Source organism: Nonomuraea sp. NPDC046570, assembly GCF_040645915.1.
Lineage (GTDB): Bacteria > Actinomycetota > Actinomycetes > Streptosporangiales > Streptosporangiaceae > Nonomuraea.
Window position 1 is genome coordinate 414,910 of the sequence record NZ_JBEYZF010000003.1, and the last position, 24,169, is coordinate 439,078.

Sequence of the window (24,169 nt, forward strand, 5' to 3'; positions counted from 1 at the left end):
ATGAAAGTAGAGCAGGCTACCAGTCGATCCTCCTCCACGATGCCCCCAAGAGCCCGTAGCGGCACGCGTCACCGCGCGGGGCGAGCGTTATTCCGGGCACGACATGGACTATTCCGGAGTCTCCAAGACGACCGCTCTATTTCTCCGTCGGCGTCCTTCAAGACGCGTGAACATTTCCGGTCTGTGATCTTCGCTCCCGGCGGTTCGCGGGAGATGATGCGGGTCGAGATCCCTGTGACGAGGAGGCGGTCGTGCGTCTTGGCTTCAGCATCGGAACCCTGGGACCGGTCGCGGCGAGTCCCGAGGACCAGCTGCGGCTGGTCCAGGAGGCGGAGCGGCTGGGGTACGCCTCGGCGTGGGCCTCCGAGGGGTACGGCGCGGACCCGGCGACGACCATGGCCTGGCTGGCGGCCGGCACGTCGCGGATCGAGCTCGGCACCGGCGTCGTCCAGGTCTCGGGCCGCTCGGCCGTGGCGACCGCGATGGCGGCGGCCACGGTCGACCGGCTCTCCCACGGCCGGTTCCTGCTGGGCCTGGGCGCGTCGGGCCCGCAGGTGACGGAGGGGTGGCACGGTCACCGCTACGAGCGGCCGCTGGCGTACCTGCGGGACTATGTCGCGGTCGTGCGGATGGCGCTGGCGCGCGAGCCCGTGCGGATCAAGGGCGAGACGATGGAGCTGCCGCTGCCCGGCGGCAGCGGCAAGGAGCTGAGCCTGGCGATCGGGCCGGTGCGAGAGCCGCTCCCCATCCACCTGGCCGCGATGGGACCCAGGGCGATCGCGCTCGCGGGGGAGATCGCCGACGGTTGGCTGCCCATCCACTTCCCGCCCGAGCACCTGGCCGAGTCCCTCGGGCTGCTGCGCAAGGGGGCCGCCGCGGCGGGGCGGGACGTGTCGGAGATCGCGGTGTCGCCGATGGTGATGGCGATGGTGGACGAGGACGCCGACTACGCCCGGGACATCGTCCGGCCGATGCTGGCGCTGTACCTGGGCGGGATGGGGACGAAGGCGGTCAACTTCTACAACCGGCTGGCGCATCGGCTCGGGTTCGCCGAGGCGGCGGCCCGGGTGCAGGACGTCTATCTGGACGACGGTCTCGGCGCGGCCATGGACGAGCTGCCCGACGACCTGGTCGACGCGCTGGCCCTGTGCGGGACGCCGGGGCGGGTCCGCGAACGGCTCGCCGCGTACCGCGAGGCGGGCGCGACGAGCCTGATCGTCGGGCTCGGCGCGCCCACCGTCGACGACCGGATCGAACAGCTCGGCCTGCTGGCCGAGCTGAACGCCTGACGCCGGGCGCGGCTCCGTCAGCCCTGGTCCGCCCGGGGCTGACGGACGATGGGCGACGGGGCCGCCTTCGTCTCGCCCTGCCCGCGCATCTCCTCCACCAGCACACCCATCCCGGCCACCGTGGGCACCTGGAACAGGCTGCGCATCGGCAGCCGCACACCCAGCTTCTTCCGGATCAGCGCGATGAGCTGGACCGCGACGAGCGAGTTGCCGCCGAGGTCGAAGAAGTCCTCCTCGACGCTGACCTGCCGGGTGCCGAGCACCTCGCCCCAGAGGGCGGCGAGGGTGCTCTCCAGGTCGTTGCGCGGCGCGACGTGCCCGGAGCGGTCGCCGTCGCCGCCGTCGGCTGAGGCGGCCGACTCGACCTGCTCCTCCACCGTCTCCTTGGTCAGCTTGCGCACGCCCGCCACGAACTCCGGCAGCGGCGTCGCGTTGACGACCGCCTGGGCGCCGACGCCCGCGGCGAGCAGGCGGCGGAACGCGTCCGCCCCGAGCGCGGGCGAGATGCCGCGCCGGGCGCCTTCGACGTCGAGAGCGACGCCCGCGGCGGCCGACTCCTCCGCGACCTCCTGCTGGGCGGCGCTCTCGTGGGCCCCCTCGTCCACGCTCCTGGCGACGGCGTCGGTGTCGACGCGCCTGAGCACGAACTCGGAGATCTCCACGACCGGGTCGCCCGCGTCGTCGTAGAGGGTCAGGTCGACGGCGATGACCTCGCCGCCGCCGGTGTCGCGGTGCCTGGCGTGGCTCCACAGGCGGGCGGGCAGGGGGGCGTGCACGGTGAGCCTGCCGTACCCGAGGGGCAGGTAGCTGTGCTCGCCCGCGGCGCTGACGAAGGCGGTGGCCTCGTCGAGCAGGGCGGGGTGCAGGGTGTACCGGTCGAGTTCGGCGGCGGTCTCGGGGGCGGCCTCCAGCCGGGCGAGCTCCTCGTTCAGGCCCTGGGCGACCGAGCGCAGGCTGCGCCAGCGGGGGCCGAAGGTGACCAGGCCGGAGGCGGAGGCGAACATGGAGTCCTCGCGGGTGCCGTACGAGCAGCGTCCGCGTAGTTCGGCGAGGTCGATGTGCCGCCGTTCGGCGGCGACCCAGGCGGCGGTGCCCCTGGCGTGGGTTCTGGCCGTGCCGCCGACGACGCTGACCACGTCGAACTCGGCGCCGTCGCCCGCCGCCGTGAGCATGACCCGGAGCTCGGTGGAGGCGTCGTCGGCGACGGACAGCGGGGCCACGAAGGCGACGTCGCGCAGTTCGACGACGTGCCCGGGCGCGGGGCTGGGCACCACCGTCGCGAAGGCGTGCCTGGCCGTCTCCAGGTAGCCGGTGCCGGGCAGCACCGGCACGCCCGCGACGCGGTGCTCGTCCAGCACCCAGTGGGTGCCGGGCGACAGCCTGCCGCTGCACCAGGGCAGCCGGTCGGCGGGCGCGTCGTGCAGTTGGGTGAGCACGGGGTGGTCCATCGGGCTGACCCGCTCGCCGCGCTGCAGCGCGCGGAACGCCTTCGGCGCCTCGACCTCGGCGGCCATGCCGACCTCCAGCCAGGCGCCCCAGTTGACGGAGATCACCCGGCCCGGCCAGGTGTGGGCGTAGGCGTCGAGGTAGTTGTTGGCCGCACAGTAGTCGACCTGGCCGAAGCCGCCCGCCACCGCGGTCACCGAGGAGCAGAGCAGGACGAAGTCCAGGTCGAGGTCGCCGAACGCGTCGCGCAGCGCCAGCGTCCCGGACAGCTTGGGCGCCATCACGCCGGTCGCGTCCCGCCGGTCCTTGACCTCCGCCATGCCGCCGCCGGGCAGGCCCGCGGCGTGCACGATCCCGTCGACGCGGCCGAACGCGGCCAGCGTCTCCTCCCGTACGCGGCGCATGCCCGCCGCGTCGGTCACGTCGGCGGCCAGCACCAGCACCTTCGCGCCCGCGCGCTCCATCCGCCGCACCGCCCCGATCGCCCTGGCGGTACGGTCTCCGCCGCCCTCCAGCGCGTCCCACTCCTCGCGTGGCGGCAGTCCCGAGCGGCCCAGCAGCACCAGCCCGCCGCGCGTCCTGGCGGCCAGGTCTTCGGCGAGGGTCAGGCCGATGCCGCCGAGCCCGCCGGTGATGACGTAGACGCCGCCCTCCCTGAGCCCCGCCGCGGCGTCGGCGGGCGCCTCGACGGGCACCGGCTCGTAGCCGCGCAGCCACCTGCGGCCGGAGCGCAGCACGACCGGGGAGGGCGGCGTGCCCTCGTCCGGCCGGTCCAGTGCCGGGTCGCGGGCCAGTTCGGTGAGCAACGCCGCCAGGTCGTGCGGTGACTCCCGGTCGATGTGGCGGACCGACAGCCACGACGCCTCCAGCGGGACGACGCCCGCGATGCCCGCCACGGTGGCGTGCTCGGGCCGTCGCACGTCGCCGCCGAGGACGCCCTGGGTGCCCTCGGTGAGCACGTCCAGGTGGACGTCGCCGTCCCGGTCGGCCTGGGCCAGCGCCTGGAAGAGGCCGAGCAGGCTGAAGAAGCCGCTCTCCTGGGCGGCCCAGGTCTGCTCGGCGTCCGCGGCGGGCGGGCCGTCCAGCGCCCAGGCATGGATGATCCGGCCGGGCACGCCGGTCTCGGCGATCAGCGTCTCGTAGTCGTCGCGGGAGCCGGGCCGCAGCGTCACCGAGCCGTCGGCGGCCCTGCCGTACGCTTCGCCCTGGCGGACGGTGAGCACGTCGGCGCCCGCCTCGCGCAGCGCCGCGAGCAGCGGCTCGGCGGACGGGCCCGCGAACAGCAGGCAGCGGGTGCCGGTGAGGTCGGGCAGCGTCCGGGCGGCGGGCAGCGGCGCCTGGCGCCAGGCGGGCAGGCTGAACCACTCCTCGACGGGCAGCGAGCCCGTCCGCGGCGGCCTCGGGTAGATGAGTTCGGGGTCGGCGATGATCGGCACCCAGTGGTGCGAGCGCTCGAACGGGTAGGTGGGCAGCGGAACCCGGCGGCCGGGCTCGCCGAACCTCTCGGCGTCCAGGGTGACGCCCGCCGTCCAGAGCGCGCCCGCCGCCGAGTAGACGACCTTGAGGTCGGAGGCGGCCTCGGTGGGGCCGGGCAGGCTGGGCAGCGGCGCGGGCGTGCCCTGCGGGAGCTGGGTCCTGGCCAGGCCAGCCAGCTGGCGGCCGGGGCCGCACTCGACCAGCCGCCACTCGCCGTCGGCGGCCAGCGTCGCCACGCAGTCGCCGAACCGGACGGGCTCGCGCAGGTGGCGGGCCCAGTAGGCGGGGTCGACGGCCTCCTCGGGGGTGATCCAGGTGCCGGTGACGTTGGACAGGAACGGCAGCGCGGGCGCGCGGCGTGCGGTCGCGGCGACGAGGCGGTGGAACTCGCCCAGGATGGGGTCCATCATCGCCGAGTGGAAGGCGTGCGAGGTGCGCAGCGCGGTGTGGCCGACGCCGGTCCCGGCCAGGCGCGTGCCGTACTCCTCGATCAGGTCGCTCGGGCCGGCGACCACGCAGGTGCCGGGGCCGTTGACGGTGGCGATGGACAGGCCGTCGGGCAGGTGGCCGCGGACCTCGCCCTCGTCGAGCCGGACGGCGAGCATCGAGCCCGGCGGCATGCTCTGCATGAGCCTGCCGCGGGCGGCGACCAGGCGGAGGGCGGCGGGCAGGTCGAAGACTCCGGCGACGGTGGCGGCGACGTACTCGCCGATGCTGTGGCCGATCATGGCCGCCGGTTCGACGCCCCACGAGCGCCAGAGCGTGGCCAGGCCGTACTCGACGGTGAACAGCGCGGGCTGGGTGAACGCGGTGCGGCGCAGCCGCTCCTCGGCCTCCTCCGCCGCGCCGCCGGGGAAGATGAGCTCTCGCAGGTCGAGGCCGAGTTCGGGCCGGAGGATCTCGGCGCACTCGTCGACGGCCGCCCGGAAGACCTCCTCGGTCCGGTAGAGCTCGGCGCCCATGCCCGCGTACTGCGCGCCCTGGCCGGAGAACAGCCAGGCCACCCGCGGGCTGCCGGTCCGGCCCTTGACCAGGCGGCGGGAGTCGGCCAGCGCCTGGACCGCGTCGGCCGCGTCCGACGCGACCACGGCCGCCCGGTGCTTCATCTCGCGGCGGCCGGTGCTCAGTGTGAAGGCCACGTCGGCGAGCTCGGCGTCCCCTTCGGCGAGCCGGTCGGCGAGTCTGGTCACCATGGCGTCGAGCGCGGCGGGGGTGCGGGCCGACAGGCGCAGCAGGTGCTGGCCGCGGTGCTCGCGGACCTGCGGCGCGGTGGCGGGCGCCTCCTCGACGACGAGGTGCGCGTTGGTGCCGCCGATGCCGAAGGAGCTGACGCCCGCGCGGCGCGGGACGCCGTTGGACTTCCACTCGGTGAGGTCGGCGGCGACGCGGAAGGGGTTCTCGCCGAACGGGATCCGCGGGTTGGGGCGCTCGTAGTTGAGGCTCGGCGGGATGAGGCCGTGCTCCACCGCCAGGACCGTCTTGGTCAGCCCGGCGATGCCGGCGGCCGGGCCGAGATGGCCGATGTTGGTCTTGACCGAGCCGATCGCGCACCAGCCCGCGTCCTCGGTGTCCCGGCTGAACACGCTCGACAGCGCCGCCACCTCGATCGGGTCGCCCACCGAGGTGCCGGTGCCGTGCGCCTCGACGTAGGTGACCGTACGCGGGTCGACGCCCGCGACGTCCAGCGCGTTGGCGACCGCGACCGCCTGCCCCTCCATGCTGGGCGCCGAGAATCCTGCCTTGGTCGCGCCGTCGTTGTTGATGGCGTTGCCCCGGATGACCGCGCGGATGTGGTCGCCGTCGGCGACCGCGTCCGAGAGCCGCTTGAGTACGGCGATGCCGCCGCCCCCGCCCCAGATGGTGCCCTGCGCGGAGGCGTCGAACGCCCGGCAGTGGCCGTCGGGCGCGTAGATGCCGTCCTGGTGGTACTGGTACCCCCACTCCGGCGGCATCTCGATGGACACGCCCCCGGTCAGCGCCATGTCGCACTCGCCCGCCCGCAGCGCCTCGCAGGCGACGTGCACGGCCACCAGCGAGGAGGAGCAGGCGGTGTGCAGGGTCAGGCTGGGGCCGCGCAGGTCGAGCTTGTAGGAGACGAGCGTCGCCAGGTAGTCGGGGTGGTTGCCGACGTAGATCGCCAGGTTGCCGACGGAGGCGTGCGTCTTGCGGTCGCGCCTGATGTACACCCACTGGTACTCGTCGGAGCCGATCGCCCCGTAGACGCCGACGTCTCCCGCGTACCGGCCGGGATCGTAGCCGGCGTCCTCCAGCGCGGTGTGCGCGAGTTCCAGGAACATGCGCTGCTGCGGGTCGCGCAGTTCGGCCTCGCGCGGCGACATGCCGAAGAAGGCCGCGTCCAGCGCCCCGTAGTCCTTGGCGATCGAGGCGGCGCGCACGAAGCTCGGGTCGTCCAGAAGGTAGTCAGGCACCCCTAAGGCGGCCTGCTCCTCCCTGGTGTAGAACGTCACCGACTCCACGCCGCCCACGAGGTTGCGCCAGAACGCGGGCACGTCCTCGGCCCCCGGCAGGCGGCAGGCCAGCCCGATGACCGCGATCGGTTCGACCGCGGGCTCCTCGTCGTATGCGGTACCGGTCATGGCTCAAGCTCCTGTCTGGCCTGGTCGGGCCGGCGAGATGCGGTCCTGGCGCGGCTTGCGGCGATCCGCCGGGCGGCGCGGCCTGAACCTGGGGCGGCCCGCTGCCCGTCGAGATGGGCGGCCAGCGAGCGGACGGTGGGGAAGCGGAAGAGGTCGACGATCGGCACCTCGCGGCCAAGCGGGGCGGTCAGCCTCGACTGGACCTCGGCGGTGGCCAGGGAGTGGCCGCCGATGTCGAAGAAGTTCTCGTCGAAAGCGATCCTCGGCAGGCCGAGGACCTCGCGCCACACCCCCGCGATGATCCGCTCGGTTCTGCCGTGCGGCTCCTCGGCGCGGGGAGTCGCGGGACGCGGCGGCGAGGCGGGCAGGGCGGCCCGGTCGAGCTTGCCGTTCGGGGTGAGCGGCAGCGCGGGCAGCAGGATCACGTCGGCGGGCACGGCCTGGTCGGGCAGCCGGGCGCGCAGGTGCCGCAGCAGGTCGCCGGCCTGGGTGCCGGCCGCCGCCGGGACGGCGTAGGCGCGCAGCACGGGACCGCCCGGCTGGTCGGCGAGCGCCGCGGCGGCGGCCCTGACCTGGGGGTGCTCGGCCAGCACGGCCTCGATCTCGCCCAGCTCGATCCGGTGGCCGCGCACCTTGACCTGCCCGTCGGCCCGGCCCGCCGGGATCACCTGGCCGTCGGGGTCGTAGCGGCCCAGGTCGCCGGTGCGGTAGCGGCCGACGCCGCCCTCCTCCGCCGAGAAGCGTTCCGCGGTGAGCCGTTCGTCGAGGTAGCCGTCGGACAGCCGGGCGCTCCTGACGACCACCTCGCCGAGCTCGCCCACCGCGGCGGGCCCGCCGTTCGCGTCGAGCACCAGCAGCTCGACCCCGTCGACGCCGCGGCCGATCGGCACCGGCCCCGCGCCCGCCCGGCGTCCGCCGAGCTCGTACATCGCCTGCGCCTGGGGCGTCTCGGTGGTGCCGTAGCTGTTGACCAGCCGGGCGGCGGGGGCGACCGTGCCGAACCTGGCGGCGTCCGGCCAGGTGAGCCGGTCGCCGCCGAACACGACCAGCCGGAGCGCGGGCAGCGTCAGGCCCGCGGTGGCGATGAGCAGGGCCAGTTGCGGGGTGAGGTGGGCGACGGTGATCCCGCTGTCGCGCAGCCATCTGGCCAGGCGGGCGGGGTCGCGGATCGCCTCCTGCTCCGGGACGTGCAGGGTGGCGCCGACCACGAGCGGGACGAACGCGTCACGCAGCAGCGGGTCGTGGCCCGGCCCGGCCAGCAGCGCGAACCTGTCCTCGGCGGTGAGGCCGAAGGCCCGCGGATACCAGTCGAGGAACCGGGCCAGCGCCCGCTCCCCCGTCCGCACCGGTTTCGGCTCGCCGGTCGTGCCCGAGGTGAAGGAGAGGTACCCCCTGCGCTCCAGCGGGACCGCGGGACGCGGGTCGCCGTCCGCGGGCACCTCCGGGAGGTGGGCCAGCTCGGGCGGCGGGACCGTGCCGGGGCAGCGCAGGAGGGCTCGCGCGCCGGCCGAGGCCGCCTGGGCGGCCAGCCGGGCGGGCGGAAGCGCCGGGTCGAGTACGGCCCAGCGGGCGCCGCTCGCCAGCACGCCGAGCATCAGGGCGGGCAGCTCGCAGCGCCGGGCGGCCAGCACGCCGACGACCTCCCCGGGCGCGGCAGTCCCGCCGACAGCCGCGGCCGTCCTTCCCGCCAGCGCGGCGACGTCGCCGTAGGTGAGCGTGCCGCCCGCTCCGGTGATCGCCACCCGGCCGGGATGCTCGGCCGCCCGCTCGGCCCCCCGCTCCACCAGGCCCGCCCCCTGCCATCCCGGCAGCGACGCCCGCCCCTCGGGAAGTGCGGCGGAGCTTCCGGGAGCGGCCGGGCGCAGGGACGCCTGTCGTGCCGGGGCGTCGGGGGTGGTGACGAGCCGGTTGAGGAGGTGGAGGTAGGAGGCGAGGAGGGCGTCGACGCGTCCGGCGTCGTACAGGGCCGGGTTGTAGACGGCTTGGAGAACGTAGTGGCCGTCCTGTTCGCCGACGTAGAGGGTGAGGTCGAACAGGGAGCCGGGCAGGCCGGGCGGCAGCGGGCGCGCTTGGAGGCCGGGCAGGTCGAGGCGGGGTTCGGTGAAGTCGTACATGTTGAAGAGCACCTGGATCAGCGGGTTGCGCGACAGGTCGCGGCCCGCGCCGAGGCGTTCGACCACGCGCTCCAGGCGTACGTCCAGGTGGGCGAGGGCGTCGGCGAGCGCGTCCCGGCACCGGGTCACGTGCTCGATGAAGGGGCGCTCGTCCGCCGCCGCCAGCCGTACCGGCAGCACCTGGACGAGGCAGCCCAGCAGCGGCTCGAACGCGGGGTGGCGGCGGTCGGCGACCGGGGTGCCGACGACCAGGTCCGCGGCGCCGGTGAGCCGCGAGAGGACCTGCGCGAAGGCGGCCAGCATGACGGAGTACGGCGTGGCGCCGATCCGCGCGGCCAGTTCGCGGACCGCCGCGCTGGTGGCGGGGTCGGCGGCGGCGTGGGCGGCGGCGCCGTCGAAGGTCTGCACGGGCGGCCTCGGGCGGTCACCGGGCAGGTCGAGCACGGTGGGCACGCCGTCCAGGCGCCGCGCCCACCAGTCGAGCCCGCCGGACTCGTCCCTGGCGTCGAGCCAGGCGGCGTAGCCGCCGGGCGAGGTAGCGGGGGCGGTGAGGCTCCCGCCCTTGTACGCGCGGGAGAGGTCGTCGTAGAGCACCTGCTGCGACCAGCCGTCGAAGACGATGTGATGGGCGGTCACGGCGAGCACGTGCTCCTCCTCCCCCAGCCGCAGCAGCCGCGCCCGCCACAACGGCCCGCCGGCGAGGTCGAAGGGGGTCCGCGCCTCCCGCGCCAGCCAGGCGTCGACAGCCGCCTGGTCGGCGTGGTCCACGGGGAGGGGGACTTCGCCGGGCGGGGTGACGAGCACGTGGGGGACGCCGGAGGCGTCGTGGACGCGCCAGCGCAGGGATTCGTGGTGCGCCGCCACCGCGGTGAGGGCGGTGCGCAGGGCGGGGAGGTCGAGGGGGCCCGACAGGCGCTGGGCCATGGCGATGTTGTGGACCGGGGTGCCGGGGGTCAGGCGTTCGACGAACCACATGCGGCGCTGGGTCGCGGTCAGGGCGGCGGGGGCGTGCGCGGGCGGGTCGTCGGCGGGCGGGGCCTGTGCCACCCTGCGGGCCAGTCCCTCCACGGTCCGTCCGGTCAGGACGTCCTCGACGGCGATCTCTCGGTGCAGCTCCGCGCGCAGGGCGGCGACCAGGCGCATGGCGAGCAGGGAGTGGCCGCCGGTGGCGTAGAAGTCGTCGTCCATGCCGGGCTGGGCGACGCCGAAGACGCGCGCCCAGGTGGCGGCGACCACGCGTTCGACGTCGGTACGTGGGGGCCGGCCCGCGGGTTCACCACCAGCGGGATCCCCGGTGGAGGCGGTGGCGATGGGCTCCAGGCTGTGCAGGTGCGGCATGTCGATCTTGCCGGCGGAGGTCAGAGGGAGGACCGGGAGGCGGTGTACCCGGGTCGGGACCATGTAGCGGGGGAGGCGGGACAGGCAGTGCTCGCGGATCTCGGGGAGGCCGGGGGCCGTCTCGGGGGTGAGGTAGGCGGTGAGCTCCTTGCCGCCGCCCGGTCCCGGGCGCAGGTCGACGACCGCCTGGCCGACGGTCGGGTGGGCGCGCAGCACGGTCTCGATCTCGCCCATCTCCACGCGCTGGCCCTGCACCTTGACCTGGCGGTCGAGCCTGCCGAGGAAACCGATACGGCCGTCGGGCTCGCGCACCACCCGGTCGCCGGTGCGGTAGAGCCGGGCGCCCGGCGGGCCGTACGGGTCGGGGACGAATCGTTCGGCCGTCAGGCCCGGCCGGGAGAGGTAGCCGCGGGCGAGCTGGGGGCCGCCGATGAACAGCTCGCCGGGCGTGCCGGGATCGCAGGGGGTGAGGTGGTCGTCGAGGACGTACGCGGTGCAGCCGGGGAGCGCGTGCCCGATCGGCAGGGGCCGGTCCCACGCACCGGACAGTTCGGTGCCGACGACGCAGACGGTGGTCTCGGTCGGGCCGTACCAGTTGTGGAAGCGGCGCTCGCCCGGCCGTGACCAGCGGGCGACCTGTTCGGGGCCGGCGGGCTCGCCCGCGGTGAGCAGGTCGCGCAGGGCGGGGAGCCGGTCCGGTTCCAGCAGGGGCAGCAGCGCGGGCGGGATGGTCCCCCAGGTCACCTCGTGGTGTTCGAGGAAGCGCTGCAGGCGGGCGGGGTCCACCCGGTCCTCGTCGGGGATGAACATGACCGAGCCGCCGCGGGCCAGCGGGGCGAAGACGTCGAGCACCGACACGTCGAACCCGAGCGCCGCGAACCCGATGCTGCGGCAGCCCTCGTCGAGCCCGAAGTACTCCCCCGCCATGGTGACGAAGGCGACGGCGGCGGCGTGGCTGACCGCCACCCCCTTCGGCCTGCCGGTGGAACCCGAGGTGTAGAGGACGTAGGCGGCGTTGGCGGGATGCGCGCGAGGCCCGGCGGCGATCTCGGCGAGGCCGGGCTGGAGGTTCCGCTCCTCGCGGATCGGCAGGAGGTGCGCTCCGGTGGGCTTGAGCAGGTGGAGCCCGGTCTCGTCGGTGACGGCCAGGGTGATGCCGGCGTCTTCGAGTACGGCCCGCAGCCGGGTCTCGGGATGCGAGGGGTCCAGCGGCACGTAGGCGCCGCCCGCGAGCATGACCCCCAGCACGGAGACGATCAGGTCCGGGGTGCGGGTGGCGCAGACGCCGACGCGGGCCTCCGGCCCGGCACCGGCGGCGCGCAACCGCACGGCCAGGGCGGTGGCCGCCTCCACGAGCTCGCGGTAGGTCAGGCGGGCCTCCCACTGCCGGACGGCGACCGCGTCCGGGGTCCGCGCGGCCTGCGCCAGGACCAGGTCGGGCAGGAGTCCCGTGGAAGGGACGAGGTCGGGCAGGCGCGTCATCGTGACCACCCCGCAGGCGGGACGAGGTCGACGCGGAGCCGTACCCGGTCGTGAGAGGTGGCCAGGGCCATGATGACCTCGCCCGAGGGAGTGGGGACGGACAGCAGGTGCACCTGCCAGGGGGCGAGCTCGCCGCCGGGCCGCCAGGGGGCGCGTGCGGCCAGGTCGGGGAAGGTGACGTGGCGGGGGTCGGCGCCGCTCGCCGAGGCCAGCGCCTGCTTGGCGGCCCCGGCTCTGGCGGTCAGCCAGTCGCGCTCCTCCTCGGCGGCCGACTCGATCTGCTCAAGCTCGCCAGGGTCGAGGAGGTCCCGGTCGGCGGGCAACGACCGCATCGGGCGCACAGCGACGCCCACCCCATGACCGACGCCGCCATCACGGCTGCCACCTCCCCGGGCGGTCGCCGTCGGTCCAGGGCTGAGGTTCACGTGGATCTCGCCGTCCTCCAGGGACTCGGTGCCCGACAGGTCCTCGGTGAGCAGCCGCGCCAGGCTGCCGGGCTGCTCCTTGAGGAAGAAGTGACCGCCGTCGATCGTCCGCAGCTTGAAGCCCGCGCTGGTGTGCCTCGCCCACCCGAGCATGTCGGGCGGGCCGACCTCGGCGTCGTCGAGCCCGGCGAAGGCCACGACGGGCACGGCGAGGGGTGGCTCGGGGGTGTACCGGTAGTTCTTGATCCAGGTGAAGTCGGCGCGCAGGGCGGGCAGGAACAGCTCCCTGAGCTCGGGCACGTCCCTGAGCTCGGGCTGCGCGCCGGCCCGCCGTACGAGCTGGTCGACGAACCGCTCGTCGGGCAGGCTCGCGGCGGCGGCCAGCGGCACCGGCCGGTCGGGCGGGTGCGCGCCGCCCACGTAGAACCGGACCGGTGGCGGGAGCCCGCGCCGGCGCAGCTCGCGGACGACCTCGAAGCCCAGGCGGGCGCCCATGCTGTGCCCGTAGATCGCGTACGGCCGGCCCGTGCGCGGGGCGATCTGGTCCGCGACGTCCGCCACCGAGAACTCGGGCGGCTCGTCCCCGCGTTCCTCCCTGCCGGGAAGCTGCACGGGAACCACCTCGAACCCCCCGGCCCCGGCCCGCCGCAGGTCGCGATAGGCACCGGCGGCGCCTCCCGCGTACGGCAGGCAGAGCAGGGGAACTCCGAGGTGGTTCGGTAGCCGGATCGAGTGGTGCTCGATCGCCATACTCAAGGCGCTCCTCTACGAGGTCCACTGCCCAGGGGGAAAGGGGGCCGGCGAACGGGCGAGCCCCGTTCACCGGCTGGTCACCGAAAATACGATGTTTCCTTATAACCAGGCGCGCAGAGTCGCGTCAACCGTTGTAACAGTCAGCCATGAATCCCCCGAATGCTCCCAGCCACAACACCCAGGCCACCCATTAGAGGATGCCCTAAACACCATTTCGGGAAAGCCGATACAAGTGCATCCCAATCCCTCCAACAACTCGACGCAAGCAGGACCTATATGTATGAATAGCCTCATCACTCCACGACCTCTCATCCAGGCCGCGCCGTCCCCCACAGAAAGCGAGACAGGTTTGACCTCCTTGCCTGAGGGCGACATCCGGCTTTCAGACGCCAAGCGGGCCCTGTTGGAGCAACGCCTGCGCCGCCGTCGCGCCGGCGGCCCCGTGGGAGGCATCCCCCGCCGCGCGCCGAACAGCGAGGTGCCGCTGACCTTCGCCCAGGAACGCCTGTGGTTCATGGAGCAGTTCGCCCCGGGCACCGGCGCGTACACCATCCCCCTGGTGCTGCGCCTGCGCGGCCCCCTCGACGCCGAACGCCTCCAGCTCGCCCTGCACGCGATCGTCGCCCGGCACGAGATCCTGCGCACCCGCTACCCCGCCGACTCCGACGGCCGCCCCACCACCGACATCGTCGACCTGGAGGGCTTCGAGTTACGCCGCCTGGACGCCCCCGACGAGCGAACCGCCGCCGAGCTGCTCAGCGCCGAACTCGCCCGCCCTTTCGACATCGCCGGCGAATCGCTGATCCGCGGCTCGCTGGTCCGCCTGGCCGCCGACGACCACGTGCTGCTGGTGACGCTGCACCACATCGTCGGCGACGGCTGGTCGGTGGAGATCCTCACCGGCGAGCTGCGCGCCCTCTACGCGGGCGAGAACCTGCCCGACCTGAGCATCCAGTACGGCGACTACGCCCTGTGGCAGCGTGACCGCCCGGCCGCCGAAGCGGACCTGACCTACTGGCGGGAACGCCTGGCCGGGGTGCCGCCGATCGACCTGCCCCTGGACGGCAGACGGCAGGCCGAGCCCACCTTCACCGGCGGCGCGCACGCCTTCCGGCTCGACCGGGACCTGCTGTTGGCGGCCTCCCGGCTGGCCAGGGAGCACGACGCCACGCTGTACATGACGCTGCTGGCCGTCTACCAGGTGCTGCTCGGCCGCTACTCGGGCCAGACGGACTTCGCGGTCGGCTCGCCGGTGGGCGGGCGGGCGCGCAGCGAGCTGGAGAGCATGATCGGCCTGTTCGTCAACGTGCTGGCGATGCGCGCCGACCTGGACGGCGACCCCACCTTCGCCGAGCTGCTGGCCCGGGTACGCCGCGGTGCCGAGGACGCCTACGCCCACCAGGAGCTGCCGTTCGAGCAGCTCGTCGGCGAGCTCGGCGTCGAGCGTGACGTATCCCGGTCGCCGGTCTTCCAGACCGTCCTCACCATGCAGAGCCATCCGGGCGGCGACGCCGTCTGGCCCGGGCTGACGGCCGAGCCGTTCGCGCTGGAGGCCCGCGCCGCCCGCTTCGAGCTGGAGCTGTTCCTGACCGAGCGCCCCGACGGGCTCGACGGGCTGTTCGTCTACAACCGGGACCTGCTCGGGGAGCGAACCGTCGAGGACCTGGCGGCCCACTTCGAGACGCTGCTGCGCGCCGCCGTCGCCGATCCGTCCGCCCGGCTGTCGGCCCTGGAGATGCTCGGCGCCGGTGAGCGGGAGCGGATCCTCGCCTGCGCGGAGGGGCCGCGGCAGCCGTACCAGAAGGACGCGACCCTGGGCGGGCTGTTCGAGGCGCAGGTGGCGCGGACGCCGGAGGCGGTGGCGCTGGAGTTCGCGGACGAGCGGGTGACCTACGCGGCGCTCGACCGGCGGGCCAACCGCCTGGCGCACCGGCTGCGCGGGCTCGGCGTGCGACCCGGCGCGAGGGTGGCGGTGTGCGGGGAGCGGTCGGTGGAGCTGGTCGTCAGCCTGCTCGGCGTTCTCAAGGCCGGAGCCGCGTACGTGCCGCTGGACCCCGACTACCCGGCCGACCGGCTGGCCTTCATGCTGGCGGACGCGGCGGCCGAGGTCCTGCTGGTTCAGGAGGGGTGCCGCGACCGGCTGCCCCCGGCCGAGATCGTGACGCTGGCGATGGACGACCCGCACGAGGGCTGCCCGGACGACCCGCCGCCCGCGACGGCGACCGCCGGCCATCCCGCCTACATGATCTACACCTCGGGTTCGACCGGCCGCCCCAAGGGCGTGCCCAACACCCATGAGGGCATCGGCAACCGCCTGGACTGGATGCAGCGGGCCTACGGCCTGACCGGCGACGACGTGGTGGTGCAGAAGACCCCCGCCGGATTCGACGTGTCGGTCTGGGAGTTCTTCTGGCCGCTCGTCGTCGGCGCCCGCCTGGTGCTGGCCGCGCCGGGCGGCCACCGCGACGCCGCCTACCTGCGCGACCTGGTCACCGGCCGGGGCGTGACCACGATGCACTTCGTCCCCTCGATGCTGGCCGCCTTCCTGGAGGAGGAGGGCGTCGAGGCGTGCGTGTCGCTGCGCCGGGTGGTGTGCAGCGGCGAGGAGCTGACCCCGAACGTGGCGGCGCGCTTCTTCGAACAGCTTCCCGGAGTCGAGCTGCACAACCTGTACGGCCCGACGGAGGCGGCCGTCGACGTCACCTCGTGGCGCTGCACCCCGGGTGCCGAGGAGGTCCCGATCGGCCACCCGGTGCAGAACACCCGGCTGCACGTGCTCGACCCCGGCCTGCGCCCGGCGCCCTTCGGCGTGCCGGGTGAGCTGCACATCGGCGGCGTCCAACTCGCCCTCGGCTACCACGCCAGGCCCGCGCTGACCGCGGAACGCTTCGTCCCCGACCCCTTCGGCCCGCCCGGCGCCCGCCTCTACCGCACCGGCGACCTGGTACGGCTGCGCCGCGACGGCGCGATCGACTTCCTCGGCCGGATCGACAACCAGGTCAAGATCCGCGGCCAGCGCATCGAGCTGGGCGAGATCGAGGCCGTGCTACGCGAGCAGCCGGGCGTCCGCGAGGCCCTGGTGATCGCCACCAAGGACGGCGACACCCGGCTCGTGGCCTATGTCGTGGCCGACGGCGAGCCGGACCTGCGGACCCCGCTCAGGATGATCCTGCCCGACCACATGGTGCCCTCCGCCTTCGTCCACCTCGACGCGATGCCGCTGAGCCCCAACGGCAAGGTGGACCGGGCCGCGCTGCCCGTCCCCCGGCGCCACGGCGAGGAGGGCGGCAGGGGCGCCGAACCGAGCACGCCCGCCGAGCTGGCCATCGCGGGCATCTGGCAGGAGCTGCTGGAGGTGCCCGCCGTACGCGCCGACGACGACTTCTTCGAGCTCGGCGGCCACTCCCTGGTGGCCATCCAGGCGGTCGCCCGGCTGCGGCGGGCGCTGCCCGCGGTGGAGGGGCGCGCGATCGGCGTCATGGACCTGTTCAAGCACTCCACCGTGCGGGCGCTGGCCGAGCTGGTCGAGGGCCCGGCCCCCGCCGAGGGCGAGCGCCGCACCCTGCTCTACGAGCTGACCAGGTCCCGGCGAGACCCGGCCATCACCTACGTCTGCATCCCGTACGGCGGCGGCAGCGCCCTGGTCTACCAGCCGCTCGCCGACGCGCTGCCCGAGGAGTGCGCGCTCTACTCGATGGCCTTCCCCGGCCACGACCCCGGCCGCCCCGAGGAACCGACGATGCCGCTGGAGGAGGTCATCGAGCTCTGCGTGAGCGAGATCCTCGACGGCGTCCAGGGCCCGCTGGCGCTGTACGGCCACTGCGGCATCGGCGGCGCGGTCACCGTGGAGGTGGCCAGGCGGCTGGAGGCCCAGGGCCGGGAGCTGGCCGCGGTGTACATCGGCGCGATCTTCCCCTTCGCCAGGCCGCAGGGCCGCATCGCCGGGCCGCTCGGCCGGCTGACCCGCCTGGACCGGCTGCGCGGCGACCGGGCCTACGAGAACCGCATGAAGTCGATGGGCAACGACATCTCCGGGCTGGACGAGGAGCAGGTCCGGTTCATGGTCCGCAACCAGCGGCGGGACACCCTGATCGCCGAGGAGAGCTTCACCCGGATGCTGTCGGAGCGGGTCGAGCCGCTGCGCGCCCCGGTCGTCGCCGTGGTCGGCGAGCAGGACCCGGCGACCGACTACTACCGCGAGCGCTACCGCGAGTGGCACTTCCTGGCCCCCTCCACCGCGCTGGTCATCCTGGACGAGGCGGGCCACTACTTCCTCAAGTACCGCGCCGACGACCTGGCCCAGGTGCTGACCAACGCGCACGTGGCGATGGGGTACGGCGCCGCCGACACCCTCGACCGGCGCTCGCGCGGGCCCGGCGCGGGGTGGTGGATCGAGGAGACCTCCACGCTCGGGCAGGACCCGCCGCCGCAACGGGACAGCGCCCCGAAGCCGAGCATGCGGCGCTTCATGGCGGTCGCGGCGGCCCAGCTCGTCTCCATGGTCGGCACGGCGGTGACCGACTTCGCCATCCCGATCTGGGTCTACACGACGACCGGCTCGCTGGTGAACTTCGCGCTGCTGGTCGCCCTCGCGATCATGCCGGGCGTGCTGGCCGCCCCGCTGATCGGCGCGATCGTCGACCGGTCGAGCAGGCGCCGGATGATGATCGTGGGCAACTGCCTGGCCGGCGGCGTACAGCTCGCGCTCGGCCTGCTGCTGTGGACCGGCACCCTGGACATCTGGCACATCTACCCGCTCACCGCGGCGCTGTCGGTCGCGCTGATCTTCCAGCGGCTCGGCTTCACCTCCGCCCTGCCCCAGCTCGTGCCCAAGCAGTACCTGGGGCACGCGGCCGGGATCGTGCAGATGCTGATGGGCACCTCCCAGTTCGTCGCCCCGCTGCTGGCCGTCGGGCTGCTGTCCACCATCGGCCTCAGCGGCATCCTGGTGATCGACGTGGCCAGCTTCGCGGTGGTACTCGTCGCGCTGCTGCTCATCCGCTTCCCCGCGACGATGGCGCACGAGCGCAGGGAGTCGCTGGCCGCCGAGATCGCGGGCGGCTTCCGCATGTCGCTGGGCAACCGCCACCTGCGGGCCGCCCTGCTCTACTTCGCGGTCCTGAACGTCATGCTGGCCGCGGTGCTGATGTCGATCTCACCGCTGGTGCTCGCCTTCTCCGACCTCGGCACCGCGGGCCGGATCTCGTTCGTCGGCGGCCTGGGCGCGACCGTCGGCGGCCTGGTCGTCGCCCTGTGGGGAGGACCCCGCAGGCGCAGGATGCGCGCCGTGCTGCTGAGCACGCTGCTGCTCAGCCTGTTCGCGGTGATCACCGGCCTGCACGCCTCCCCGCTGGTGGTCGGCCTCGGCGCGTTCGGGCTGTGGTGCAGCCTGTCGATCGTCAACGGCGTCTTCATGACGATCATCCATGTGAAGGTGCCGCAGCGCTTCCACGGCCGGGTCATGGCGCTCAACCAGATGATCTCCTGGTCGACGCTGCCGGTGGGCATGGCGGTCGTCGCCCCGCTGGGCGAGCGGCTGCTCGAACCGCTGCTGGCGCCGGGCGGCGCGCTGGCCTCGACGGTCGGCGCGGTGATCGGCGTCGGTCCCGGCCGGGGCATCGCGTTCATGTACATCCTGCTCGGCCTCGGCATCGCCGTACACGTGCTGGTCTCGATGCGGATCCCGGTGCTGGCCCGCTTCGACGACGAGATGCCCGAGGCCGACCCCGACGACCTGGTGGGCGCGCAGGCGCTGCGCGAGCGGGCGGGCAACACCGTCAGCCTGGCCTGGACCGCGCCCGCCTTCGCCAAGGCGCTCACCATGCCGCTGAGCGCGGAGAAGGCGGGCGAGCTGCTCGGCGAGCCGGTCGAGGGCGTGGTGCTGCGGACCGGCGGGGAGATCAGCGCGGTCTACGAGGTGCGCACCGCCGGCCGCGAGCTGATCTTCAAGCTCTATCCGGAGCTGTTCACCGCCCGGATGCGCAAGGAGATGCGGGTGTACGAGCTGCTGCGCGGCAGCGGCGCGCGGGCGCCCGTGGTGGTGCGGGCCGACGACTCCAAGCGCGACCTGCCGCAGGCGTACCTGGTCATGTCGAAGGTGCCGGGACGGCCGCTGTCGCAGGTGTCCGGCGCGCTGGAGCCGGAGACGATCGAGCGGCTGTACCGCGAGATGGGCCGGGTGCTGCGTGCCGTCCACGGGGTGGAGTTGCGCGAGTTCGGCCCGATCGACGGGGTGCCCGAGCCGTCCAACGAGGCGTATCTGGGCGGCCAGCTCGACCTGAAGCTCGCCCAGTTCGCCGAGTTCGGCGGCGACCCGGCGCTGCACGCGCGCGTCGAGGAGTACGTGCGCGAGCGCCGCCACCTGATCGGCCGCTGCGCCACGCCCGTGCTGCTGCACCACGACTTCCACGAGCGCAACGTGATGGTCGCCGAAGGGCCGGGCGGCTGGGAGCTGACCGGCGTCATCGACGTGGAGAACGCGCTCGGCGGCGACCCGCTGATGGACCTGGCCCGCACCGACTACTTCGCGGTGCGCGGCGACCCGCTGCGCCGCCGCGCGCTGCTGGAGGGGTACGGCGAGCTGCCCGCCGACTGGGCCGAACGCGTCGCCTTCTACCGGCTCTACCACGCGCTCGACCAGTGGCACTGGCTGGCCACCATCGGCGAGATCGACGCGCTGGCCCCCATCGCCGACGAGATCCGCGACTGCCTCACGGAGGACCTTTGACCGAGGACGTCTTCCCCGCCTCGTACGCGCAGGAGCGGATCTGGTTCCTCACCGCGCTGCTGCCCGCGCTGCCGCTCTACAACGTGGCGGGCTGCTCGCGGCTGGAGCGCCTCCGACCGGTCGTCCCCAGCCTGGTCGAGCCCGCGCTGCGGACGGTGGTGGCGCGGCACGAGTCGCTACGCACCGGTTTCGCCCTGCGCGGGGAGCGGGTCGTGCAGGTGATCGCGCCCGAGGTGCCGGTCACCGTCGCCCGGACGGACCTGTCGGGGCTGCCCGAGCCGGAGCGGAGCGCCGAGCTGGCCAGGATCGCGGCGGCCGACGCGGCCGAGCCGTTCCCGCTGGACCGGCCGCCGCTGTGGCGGGCCAGGCTGGTGGAGCTGGGCGGCGGCGAGTGGCGGCTGCTGTTCGTCGCCCACCACACGATCTTCGACGCGTGGTCGGCCGAGGTGTTCAGCGAGGAGCTCGCCGAGGCGCACGCGGCGCTGCGCGAGAACCGCCCGCCGAAGCTGCCCGAGCTGCCGATCCAGTACGCCGACTACACCGTCTGGCAGCACGAGCGGCTGAGCGGCGGCGCCCTGGACGACGACCTGGCCTACTGGCGGGCCCGGCTGGCCGGGAGCGTGCCGCTGGAGGTGCCCGCCGACCGGCCCCGCCCGGCCGAGCTGAGCTACGCGGGCGCCAACCACGCCTTCTCGGTGCCCGAGGAGCTGACCGGACGGGTCGCCGCGCTGGGCCGCGAGGCCGGGGCGACGCCGTTCATGGTGCTGTTCGCCGCCTTCGCCGCGCTGCTCGCCCGCTGGACCGGCCGGACCGACGTCGTGGTGGGCTCGCCGATGGCCGGGCGGGAACTGCCCGACCTGAACCCGCTGATCGGCATGTTCGTCAACACCCTGCCGCTCCGCGCCGACCTGGGCGGCGACCCGGCGTTCAGCGAGATCGTCGAGCGGGTCCGCACCACCGTGACGGAGGCGCTGGACCACCAGGACGTGCCGTTCGCCAGGCTGGTGGAGGAGCTGCGCCCGCCCCGCGACCCCGCCCGGACGCCGCTCTACCAGGTCGCCTTCAACCAGCTCCCGGTCGACGCGCGCGGCCAGTACGGCACCGGCACCGCCAAGACCGACCTCACCCTGGAGGTGCAGAACCCGCAGGGCCGGATGAGCGGCTGGATCGAGTACAGCACCGACCTGTACGACGAGAGCACGATCGCGCGCCTGGCCGACGGCTTCCTCACCGTGCTCGACGCCGTGACCGCCGACCCCGGCCTGCCGCTGTCCCGCCTGCCGCTGGTCTCGGCGGCCGAGCGGGAGCGGCTGCTGACCTCGTGGCACGGCCCGCGCTCGGCCTACCCGCATCGCCCGCTGCACGAGCTGGTCGCCCGGCGCGCGGCGCTGTCCCCCGACGCCACCGCCGTCGTCGCGGACGGCCGCACCCTCACCTACGCCGAGCTGGAGGAGCGCGCGGACGGGCTGGCGCGGCGGCTGCGCGGGCGGGGCGTCGGCGGCGAGTCGCCGGTGGCCGTGTGCCTGCCGCCGGGCGCCGACCTGGTGGTGGCGCTGCTCGCGGTGCTGAAGGCGGGCGGCTGCTATGTGCCGCTGGATCCCCGCTACCCCGCCGACCGGTTGCGTTTCATGCTCGCCGACTCCGGCGCGGTGCTGTCGCTGACCACCTCCGCGCTGGCCATGCCCGGCGTGCCCGCGCTGCTCGTGGACGAGCCCTTCGAGGAGACGCCCCCCGGCGTCGAGCTGCCCGCCGTCTCCGTGGACGCGCTCGCCTACGTCATCTACACCTCCGGCTCCACGGGCGTGCCCAAGGGGGTGATGGTGCCGCACCGGGGCGTGGTGAACCTGGTCGAGAGCCTCGCCTTCGACGCGGCCGAGCGGATGCTGCTGCTCACGCCGCTCTCCTTCGACATCGCCGCGCTGGAGCTGTTCGGCCCGCTGCTGTCGGGCGGGAGCGTGGTGGTGGCTCCGCCGTACGGCACGGGGGGGTTGGGGCGGCTGCTGACGGACACGGGCGTGACCACCGTGCAGGCGCCGCCCTCGGTGCTGGCGGAGATCCTCGGCGAGCTGCCCGCCGGGCTGCCCCGGGTGTTCAGCGGCGGCGAGCCGCTGCCCGCCCACCTGGCGGAGCGGATCCACGAGGTGGCGGGCGAGCTGCACAACCTGTACGGGCCGACGGAGACGACCATCTGGTCCCTCGTCCACCGGGTGCCCGAGCGCGCCGCGACCATCTCCATCGGGCTGCCGGTGGCCAACACCACCGCCTACGTGCTCGACGACGCCCTGGCCCCGGCGCCGCTGGGCGTGGTGGGCGAGCTGTACCTCGGCGGCGACGGCCTGGCCCGCGGCTACCGCGGGCGACCGGGCGTCACGGCCGAGCGGTTCCTGCCCGACCCGTTCGGCTCCCCCGGCGGGCGCCTCTACCGCACCGGCGACCTGGTCCGCCGCACGGCCGACGGCACCCTGGAGTTCGTCGGCCGCGACGACGGCCAGGTGAAGGTCCGCGGCGTCCGCATCGAACTCGGCGAGGTGGAGTCCGCCCTGACGGCCCACCCGGCGGTACGGCGCGCGGTCGCGGCCGTCAGGGACGACGCGCCCGGCGGCCGGGCCCTGGTCGCCTACCTCGACGCGGACGCCCCGGCGGCGGAGCTGCGGGCCTTCCTGCAGGACCGGCTCCCGGCGACGATGGTGCCCAGCCTCTTCGTCGCCGTGCGGACCTTCCCCCGGCTGCCCAACGGCAAGCTCGACCGCTCCGCGCTGCCCGCCCCGGCCGGCGACGAGCCCGTGGCGGCCCCGGCCGAGCCCGGCACGGCGAGCGAGGAGCTGGTGCACGAGATCTGGGGTGAGATCCTGGGCCGCTCCGGGTTCGGCGTCGACGACGACTTCTTCGACCTGGGCGGGCACTCCATGCTCGGCACCCGGGTGGTGGCCAGGATCTGCACCGAGGTCGGCATCGAGCTGCCGCTGAACACGCTGTTCACCACCAGGACCGTCCGCCGCCTGGCCGCCGCCGTGGAGGCGCGCCTGGCCGCCGAGATCGACCTGCTGACCGAGGAGGAGGCCGCGTCCCTGGTGGACGCGGACAACATTTCGTAAGCCTTCCGGGTTCGATGCGCCGACCGAAACTCGGGTTATGCGGGGCCCGACTTTGTCTATTTCCTGGATATGGACGATCGAAAACTATAACCCAATGCCTTTACATGAATGCCGGGCGACCGAAACCCCTAACGAAGGTCACACTCGCACTCATTTCACCGGAGTGAGCGGCTGTACCCGGCGCAACCTCCCGCGACAAAGCTGATCTCCGTCGCGGGGTATTCCCACCATCTCTGTGTATAGTCACGGTGTGCTCACCATGGGAGTTGAAGAAGAGTTCTTCGTCGTCGACCCGGTGAATCGAACTCTGGTCCCAACAGGATTGCCCGCAATGGAGTTATTGCGCGTGCAGGAATCCGCCACCGAATACTACGGCTTCGATCACGAATACCAGTTGTCCATTGTGGAAACCCGCACCGGGATATGCCGGGACCTGGGTGAACTGCGCGACCAGCTCGGCGCGTTGCGCGCCTCACTCGACCGGGCCGCCGCCGCCTCGGCGCTCACGGTGATGGCGGCCGGGACGATGCCGACCACCGGCTGGCGCGACCTGCCGATCACCCCGAAAGCCCGCTACGCGGACATCCTGGAGCACTACCAGGACGTGGTGCAGCGCCGGGCCACGTGCGGCTGCCATGTGCACGTCGGCATCGAGGACCGCGAGCTGGCGGTCCAGGTCCTCAACCGGGTCGGGCCGTGGCTGCCCGTCCTGCTGGCCCTGTCCTCGAGCTCCCCCTTCTACGAAGGCGCCTACACCGGCTACCAGAGCTACCGCACCATGCTGTGGAGCGGCTTCCCCGTCGCGGGGCCGCCCCCGATCCACGCTTCCCACCAGGAGTACGCCGACCGAATCCGGCTGCTGATGGATTCCGGGACCATTCTCGACACCGGCCACATCTACTGGGACGCCCGCCTCGGCACCCGCAGCCGGACCCTGGAGTTCCGCGTCGCGGACGTGTGCCCCACGATCGACGACACGATCCTGCAGGCCGCGCTGTCCCGCGCCCTCGTCGCCACCTGCATCGAGGAGATCGCGCACGACCGCCCGCCCCTGCTAGCCCTTCCGGGCCTGGCCAGAGCAGCCATGTGGCGGGCCGCCCGATCCGGGCTCGACGGCCTCCTGATCGACCCCGCGACCGCCGAGGCGATCCCCGCCCTGGCGATGGTCGACCGCCTCCTGACCCATGTCCGCGACGCCCTGGAGCAGGCGGGCGACTGGAAGGAGGTGCTCGACCTGGTCGAACGGGTACGGCACCGCGGCACCTCCGCCCGACGCCAGCGCGAGACCCTCGCCCGCTCCGGCCACCTGGCGGCCGTGGTGGACCACCTCTCGGCCGAGACCACGCAGACCTCGTCCTGAGCCGCCCGGCGCTCCACCGCCACGCCCGACCAAGGGAATACCCTGCCCCTCTATAGTATTAACTCGT

General features: G+C 73.9%; 7 protein-coding genes. 4 read left to right on the forward strand and 3 right to left on the reverse strand.

Going from position 1 to position 24,169, the window contains the following annotated elements:
* The first annotated feature begins 251 nt into the window (after positions 1-251).
* On the forward strand, positions 252-1,289 hold the full coding sequence (locus ABZ911_RS08020) for an LLM class F420-dependent oxidoreductase (RefSeq protein WP_358053145.1): 1,038 nt from the start codon (positions 252-254) through the stop codon (positions 1,287-1,289).
* Between the two features lie 17 nt (positions 1,290-1,306).
* Here ABZ911_RS08020 and ABZ911_RS08025 read toward each other — a convergent pair whose 3' ends face one another.
* From ABZ911_RS08025 to ABZ911_RS08035, 3 genes are read right to left on the reverse strand one after another with little or no spacing between them, the layout of a single operon-like run.
* Positions 1,307-6,808: an SDR family NAD(P)-dependent oxidoreductase gene (locus tag ABZ911_RS08025; protein WP_358053147.1), complete on the reverse strand. Its 5,502-nt coding sequence runs from the start codon at positions 6,806-6,808 to the stop codon at positions 1,307-1,309.
* On the reverse strand, positions 6,805-11,742 hold the full coding sequence (locus tag ABZ911_RS08030) for an amino acid adenylation domain-containing protein (protein ID WP_358053149.1): 4,938 nt from the start codon (positions 11,740-11,742) through the stop codon (positions 6,805-6,807). The genes ABZ911_RS08025 and ABZ911_RS08030 overlap by 4 nt, the downstream gene beginning before the upstream one ends.
* Positions 11,739-12,917, reverse strand: a complete 1,179-nt coding sequence (locus ABZ911_RS08035) for a thioesterase domain-containing protein (RefSeq protein ID WP_358053151.1) — start codon at positions 12,915-12,917, stop codon at positions 11,739-11,741. The genes ABZ911_RS08030 and ABZ911_RS08035 overlap by 4 nt, the downstream gene beginning before the upstream one ends.
* A 352-nt stretch (positions 12,918-13,269) precedes the next feature.
* On the opposite strand from ABZ911_RS08035, the gene ABZ911_RS08040 reads away from it, so the two are divergent.
* From ABZ911_RS08040 to ABZ911_RS08050, 3 genes are all read left to right on the forward strand, one after another.
* A complete protein-coding gene (locus ABZ911_RS08040; protein ID WP_358053153.1) occupies positions 13,270-19,647 on the forward strand; it encodes an amino acid adenylation domain-containing protein in 6,378 nt (2,125 codons plus the stop codon).
* Positions 19,644-22,742: an amino acid adenylation domain-containing protein gene (locus ABZ911_RS08045; protein WP_358053155.1), complete on the forward strand. Its 3,099-nt coding sequence runs from the start codon at positions 19,644-19,646 to the stop codon at positions 22,740-22,742. The genes ABZ911_RS08040 and ABZ911_RS08045 overlap by 4 nt, the downstream gene beginning before the upstream one ends.
* 259 nt (positions 22,743-23,001) lie before the next feature.
* On the forward strand, positions 23,002-24,102 hold the full coding sequence (locus ABZ911_RS08050) for a glutamate--cysteine ligase (protein WP_358053157.1): 1,101 nt from the start codon (positions 23,002-23,004) through the stop codon (positions 24,100-24,102).
* Positions 24,103-24,169 lie beyond the last annotated feature (67 nt).